This is a genomic window from uncultured Chitinophaga sp. (assembly GCF_937874145.1).
Taxonomy (GTDB): domain Bacteria; phylum Bacteroidota; class Bacteroidia; order Chitinophagales; family Chitinophagaceae; genus Chitinophaga.
This window is the reverse complement of sequence record NZ_CALNBI010000237.1, coordinates 21199-27817: the sequence shown is the minus strand read 5'-3', so window position 1 is coordinate 27817 and position 6619 is coordinate 21199. Positions and strand designations below refer to the sequence as shown.

General features: G+C 54.3%; 5 protein-coding genes. 4 read left to right on the top strand and 1 reads right to left on the bottom strand.

The window, feature by feature from the left end:
* The 4 genes from Q0510_RS11675 to Q0510_RS11660 form a co-directional block, all read left to right on the top strand.
* Positions 1–3066 (top strand): TonB-dependent receptor (locus tag Q0510_RS11675; RefSeq protein WP_298711543.1); only part of this gene is annotated, 3066 nt, incomplete at its 5' end.
* 28 nt (positions 3067–3094) lie between these two features.
* Positions 3095–3940 carry a hypothetical protein gene (locus Q0510_RS11670; RefSeq protein ID WP_298711540.1) on the top strand — a complete coding sequence of 282 codons (846 nt, stop codon included), beginning with the start codon at positions 3095–3097 and terminating at the stop codon, positions 3938–3940.
* Positions 3941–4311: 371 nt separating this feature from the next.
* The gene (locus Q0510_RS11665) at positions 4312–4677 is read left to right on the top strand and encodes a hypothetical protein (RefSeq protein WP_298711537.1); all 366 of its coding nucleotides are present in this window, start codon (positions 4312–4314) and stop codon (positions 4675–4677) included.
* 36 nt (positions 4678–4713) lie between these two features.
* The gene (locus Q0510_RS11660; RefSeq protein WP_298711534.1) at positions 4714–5826 is read left to right on the top strand and encodes a hypothetical protein; all 1113 of its coding nucleotides are present in this window, start codon (positions 4714–4716) and stop codon (positions 5824–5826) included.
* Between the two features lie 52 nt (positions 5827–5878).
* Here the strand turns inward: Q0510_RS11660 and Q0510_RS11655 are convergent, their stop codons facing one another.
* Positions 5879–6454 carry a hypothetical protein gene (locus tag Q0510_RS11655; RefSeq protein WP_298711532.1) on the bottom strand — a complete coding sequence of 192 codons (576 nt, stop codon included), beginning with the start codon at positions 6452–6454 and terminating at the stop codon, positions 5879–5881.
* Between the last annotated feature and the right edge of the window lie 165 nt (positions 6455–6619).

The window sequence follows — 6619 nt, the reverse complement described above, 5'->3', positions numbered from 1 at the left end:
GATCAACAATGGGTTGTGATCCCCGCCGCACCCACCACCGCCATCACCACGCCCCGGCAGCAGCCCGGGCGGGTCGCCGGTAAGATCATCGACGACCGCGGCGCTCCGCTTCCCGGCGCCAGCGTGAAAATCCTCCCTACCGGACAGGCCGCCCTCAGCGGGGTAGACGGCAGCTACCATTTCAATATGGCGCCGGGCAGCTATACGGTAGAGGTCAGCTATATCTCTTACCAAACACGGCGCATCACCCAGGTGGAAGTAAAAACGGGACAGCTGACCACCCTCAACATCGCGCTAAAAACCGCCAGCAGCACGCTGTCGCAGGTGGTAGTAACGGGCACCTACAAAAAGGAAAGCGTGGCCGGCCTGTACGCCGCACAGAAGAACGCCGCTTCTGTCACGGATGGCATTTCCGCGGAACAGATCTCCCGCGCGCCGGACAACGACATGGGGCAGGTGTTGAAACGCGTGACGGGCCTGACGACGGTCAATAACCGCAACGTGATCGTGCGCGGTATGTCCGACCGCTACAACCAGGCCATGCTCGATGGCGTGGTCATCCCCAGCACCTCCCAGAACAGGCGCGACTTTTCCTTCGATATCATCCCTACCGAAATGGTGAGCTCCGTGGTGGTCAACAAAACCGCTACGCCGGATGTTTCCGCGGAGTTTTCCGGCGGGCAGGTGTCTGTCAATACCATCGACATTCCCGAGAAGAACTTCACCGCCGTCCAATATGGCATCGGAGGCAATATGCGGGCGGTCGGGAAGGATTTTTACCGGCTGGGCGAACGCCATACCAGCGAATACTTTGGCTTTTTTAACAGCGCGGCCAACATGCCCAAAGGCATGAAAACCTGGCAATGGGGCACCCGCGGCATGCAGCTGGATGCGCCCCCGGGTTACAACCTGACCGACCCGGAATTGAACAATCAGCCCCTGAACCCCACCGAATACGGGAATGATGTAAAGTATAACGACCTGGATGCGGTGGCGCAATCCAGGAAATTGAACCCTGCGTCCTTAAAGCCCTATACCTATAAAGTCCGTCCCAATCAAAACATGCGCTTGTCGATCGGGCGGGTGTATGACCTGCCAAAAGGAAACCGCTTTGGCTTCGCGGTTTCCGCCAACATGCGGAACGAACAGAATATCGTGCCGTTCAATAATACGCGCAATTCCGCCAAAGCCAATTACATGGATAGCACGGGGATCGGCGACAATGGCGCGGGCACATCTTACCGTTTCACCAGCAACGCGGGCCTCGTGGCGAATATGGGATGGCAGGGCCGGAAGTTCAGGATCGCGCTGCGGAATATGTATGCCCGTACCTACAGCGATCACTACAACGAATCGATCCAGAAGCCGTATGAAGATTCCAACCCCGTGGCTACGCGGCTGACGTATCAGCTGCCGGAAGCCATGTCGCTCCGGCAGCACCAGTTGACCGGCAGCTGGCAATTGCCCTGGAAGATCAAGGCGGAAGGGATGTTTGCCGTCAACAAGATCCGGCAGCAAATACTAGACGAACGGAAGCTTTCGTATCAGCTGACGGGCGTTATTAGCGGCAAGCCTTATTTCCAGACGCCTTCGCTGATGACCAACAGCGCCGCCTCGGTAAAGGGGAGTGTGAGCGACTGGCGGATGTGGACGTCGATCGATGAAACGGATTACAATTGGAGCGCCGCCTTCTCCCGCAAGTTCGGAGAAGGGAAGAAGGTATCCACGCTCATGAAATTCGGATACCAGGCCTGGTCGAAGAAAAGGTCGCTGGATGTGTTCAAGTACTTTCCCTACACGCGCTCCTGGGCCGAGGGCACTACCAATCAGCGCGCGCCCGTTATTGAGATGCGGTATGATGAATTATTGTCGGGCAGCAACATCGGCAACGGGAACGGACAGGCCTATTACCATGCCGATGCCCTGGGCGGCCGTTATTACGACGGCAAAATGGGGTCGCATGCACTATACCTGATGGCGGATCAGCAACTTTGGGGCAAGCTACGGCTGGCCTATGGCGTTCGTGCGGAATATTTCGACCTGAATTCCAGGCAGGAAGCCCTGTACAAGCGCGCCACCGAAAAACCGGAACTGGATCCCGACGACCAGTTCCGCCACCGGTTTGGCGTAGAGGAAAGCAGCTGGCGTTTCCTTCCATCCATCAACGCAACGTACAGCCTGACGCCCGACCTGAATATCCGCGGCAGCTATGCGAGAACCATCATCCGGCCGGATTTTAGGGAAGTCGGCATGTTTGCCATGTATGACTTTGAAATCGACGGGTATGTGTATGGCGAGCACGTGCAGTCTACCCGGATCGACAACATGGACGTCCGCGTGGAATGGTACCCTTCGCCCGGGGAGATCATCTCCGTTACCGGGTTTTATAAGCACCTGGACCATCCGATCGAACTGATCCATTCGGGCGCGTCCGAATACACTTTCGCCAACATGGAAAGCGCGAAGAACCTGGGTTTGGAAATGGAGATCCGGAAGAACCTCTCCTTCGTGTCTGATAAAGAATGGCTGAAGCAGTTGTTCATCTATGCCAACGGCACCTTGCTGAAATCCGAAGTGAATGTGCTCAGCCACTGGCAATGGATCAACGATCCAGTCACGCAGAAGGCGGAAAGGGTGCAGATACGCTATCCGAACCAGGACCGGCCGCTGATGGGGCAGTCGCCCTGGCTGCTGAACCTCGGAGTCGGGTATTGGGGAGATGATATGGGCGCAACGGTGGGCTACAATCACCGTGGCTACCGCACTAACCTGGCGAACGTGAACCTTGCGCGGGTGGAATACGAGCTGGCGCCCCGGCAGCTGGATGCGCAGTTATATGCGCGGTTCTTCAAAAGGAAACTGGAAGTCAAACTCAACCTGGCCAACCTGCTGGATGAGTTTACGCGATATTATATCAATGTGCAGGATTACACGCAGGACGATACTAAATTCTTCGTGCTGAAAGAAGGGAAATCCATCAAGTACCGCAAGGAAGACGGTGATATTTTAACGTACAGGAGGAAAGAAGGACGCAGGTTCAGCCTGAGCTTCACTTACAATTTCTAATTCAAGGATGCATAAAAAAGGATAACCAATGAAATGCCATATAACTACATTCATCGCCGTGGCACTGATGACAGGCGGTTTGTATTCCTGCGGGAAAGGTGAGCCCGCGGCCCCTTTCACGGAGTTTACCGAAGTATTTTTCGATGCCGAGAAAACGGCGTTGCGGAATAACGGGGCAGGGGTGTTCATCGCCGCAAAATATAACGGCCAACCGATCGAGTGGAATGTACTCAGCAAGAAGATAAAAGTCGTAACCGGGGAAGGGAAATTCGAATTCTACGATACCCGTAACGGAGCGGTGGTCGCGGAGAAGGTGATCGACGTGAAAGCGGGCGCGGGTCAAACGTTTACGCTTTTTCAGCCCACGCTGGATGCGCCCGTGAGCTTTATCGATCCGGATGCCCAGGCAAACGAAACCCCTGCGCCTGCGGGCCAGATCAAACTGAAAGTGGCCAACTACGCGCAGGACCTGATCCCCTTCGCCAAACTGGACCTCCGCGTTTCCATCAGCTATTATGACGCCGACTGGAACGAAGTGGTGGAAGAAGTAGGAATGATCCGGGATGTGCAGGACGCGGTGGACAAAGCCACCTACCACCTGCTGCCGGACGGTATCCCGGATCCCATGCCCGAGATCGGCTATACCTACCGGTTCGAGTTCCTGGACGGGGAAACCGGCGAGCCGCTGCGCAATCACGGCGGAACGGCTTATTCCAACCTGGCGTTTTCGCCCTGGGGGATGGATCCCGCGCCGGAAAGGAATGTGTTTACGGTATACATGGTTGCCCGGGAAGCCTGGGGCGAAGCGCCGCCGTTTATCAAAAAGGGAGAAGCCTATTACGAGATCGAGACGACGATGCTGTTTGCGAACTGATCCTATGAAATATGCAGCGCGCCGCCTGTGGGGCGACGGCGCTCCGGCAACGGGGCGCCGTCGCTGTTTTTGGGGACGATCACAACGTGTTAATTATAAGTGGTCAATGTGGAATTGTCGTAAAACTTCGTATATTCATTCCGTTAATAATCGCTGTCATAGAAGCCACTCCCGCTTCGTTGTGAGATGATTGCTTTCAATTTCCATCAACAGCCATACCGGACCCATCACTATATCACCGGTACACCCGTTGGATATCTCAGCACGTTTGCCCTTGCCGATGCCCCTGCTGCACCGTAGGGAATCGGTCCGTTTATGTAAACCCGATGTGCTGCCCGTCAAACCGATTTGTTAACATATAAATTTTAACCATGACGAAACATTCGATCCGAATCACCTCCATTCGTTGCAACGCCACCTCGGAGTCCGGCATTACTGATGGCGACGAAGTGTACCTGGTTTGCCAGGCAGACGGGGGGCTTCCCATCCGGGTGCCCGGGAAACTCAATTCCAGTACCAATATGGAGAAAGGAGACGTCTGGGAACCGGCAGACCTGGTACTCAATTTTACCTACGAAGTGCTGGTCACACTGTGGGACCATGACCTCAATTATGATCCGAACCTGGCCTCCTATCTGCAAAGCACGGATTTCGAGCCAGGAAGCGGTTCCGGCTCCCGGACGCTGAAAAACCACAATGGCGCTGATTACACCGTTTCCTATCAGTACATCGATTAACCCCTTTGGGATTTTTTAATGATGAAAAGCAACACTATGAAAGAAGAACTGAAAATACAACTGGCTAATTATGCCGCATTATACCAATCCATGAACTTGCCGGAAACGCATGCCGCACAAAGCCCCCGGGGAATGACTGCTGAAGAGCAGCAGGTTTTTGCCGCCGCGCTGAAAGCCTGGACCACCTACAGCCAATCGCCGGAGGGGAAAAAGGACCTCGCTGCAGTAGAGCATATGGATTTACAGGAAGTAAGGGCATATGTGGCCACCTTACCCGATAAACCGGTATTTGTGGAATTGATCAAGTGGATCCGTTCGCTCGATCTTCCCGAAAGCAGTTTTACAATAGGCTTGTGTTTTGAAGCCGAACTGATCATTGGTTTCTCCGGTACCATTGGGGTGGCCGTAGGGATCGGGAATTCCAGTGGTGCACAGTCGGCGGAGTTCCTGGCGGCATCGTTGGAGCTGGGTTTGGAAGTTGGCGCGATGGCCGGTGTTCAATTCGGATTGTGGAACAGTGCGCCGGTAAACCTGGAAGGTAACAGAGTGGGCATTGAACTCGATCTGGATCTGGGCGTTGGCATAAGTGCCGGCGTATATTGCCGGAAAGACGATGACGATCTTACCTTTTCCGGCGTAGCCGTAATGGCAGGCGTAGGTTTGGAAGATGGGATCGGTATCGTTGATTGCTACATTTTTATCCTGGGCGATCAGGGAGCGGATCCATACCTGAAGCCGGTAGTACAGCCAAGAAAGAGCAATTTACTCATTATAGAAAGCCTCCGGTGTGTTCATCCGTCTAATGACGGGGCCGGCAACGAGAATGAGGTTAAATTCATTTTCCAGGCTGATGGCGACACGCTTTATCCTTACCCTACCTACGATTATTTTTCCATGAAAGAAGGAGAGGTTTGGCAATGCGGGAGGTCGGTCTGGTTTAATGAAAAGGTTGCAGTGACCATATACGACGAAGATACCGGCAGCGGAGACGACGTGGTGGGTACCTTCAGCATCAGCAAAGGGCAGCTTTCGCCGGGAAAGTCGGTCACCTTCCACAGTACGAAAGATTATTCTTCCCGGACAGACGCGGTGGAATATACGATCAATGTGAAATGGGTGGCCCAGGATGTTGCCCCCGGCGGTGCGTGACGGGACTTGACATGAAGTGATGGCGCTCCGGCAACGGGGCGCCGTTTTTTTGTTACTGGATGATAAACATCAGGTCCTCAAAATCATGCGCTCCGATGAACATAGGAACATCCGCCCAGGGGGCTTTCCCTTTGTTGGCGGCCACTGTATGTTTCACTAGCTCCTGGAACCGGAGGATCACCAGGTACTCCTGCAGCTCGCAGGCCTGGCGTTGCTGGTCGTCGCGGTAGCCTTCGGACTGCATGTAGTTTTTGTTGGCTTCCTGCAGGGTCTCGTAGCCGGTGATGGTAAGGCTTTTTTCGGATTCCCCGGCGAAGTCGGTCAGCCAGTCGAGATTGTCGCGCCGGGCTGCTGATTCATATGCCAGGAGATGGATGAACCAGCGGTCGTATTGCGTGGTGAAGCTGTTCATTTCGACATAAATGGCTTTCACGTCGAGTTCTTCTTCTTCGTCCATCGCTTTGTAGAAGTGGTTGAGAAATACGGTCAGCGGTTGCTGGAGGTGCAGCAGGTCTTTCCCGATGACCTGCTGGAATCCGGATGCGGGCAATTGCGCGAGCGCCGCCTCCGCTTCCTGGATGGCGGTATCGGTCTGCCCTGCCAGTATGAGTTCCTGTAAGTTTTGCATGCTTGTGATCTATGGCGCAAAGTAAAGGTTTATTTGGGATAATCGGATGGTAATCAGCGGACAGGGTGTTTTGAAGGGGATAACCGGCCCCAGGGTAAAGATTTTCAAAAAAAATCGCCGCCATCTCTTCACCCTTTTCACCCCTTCCATTGACCTGCACATGAA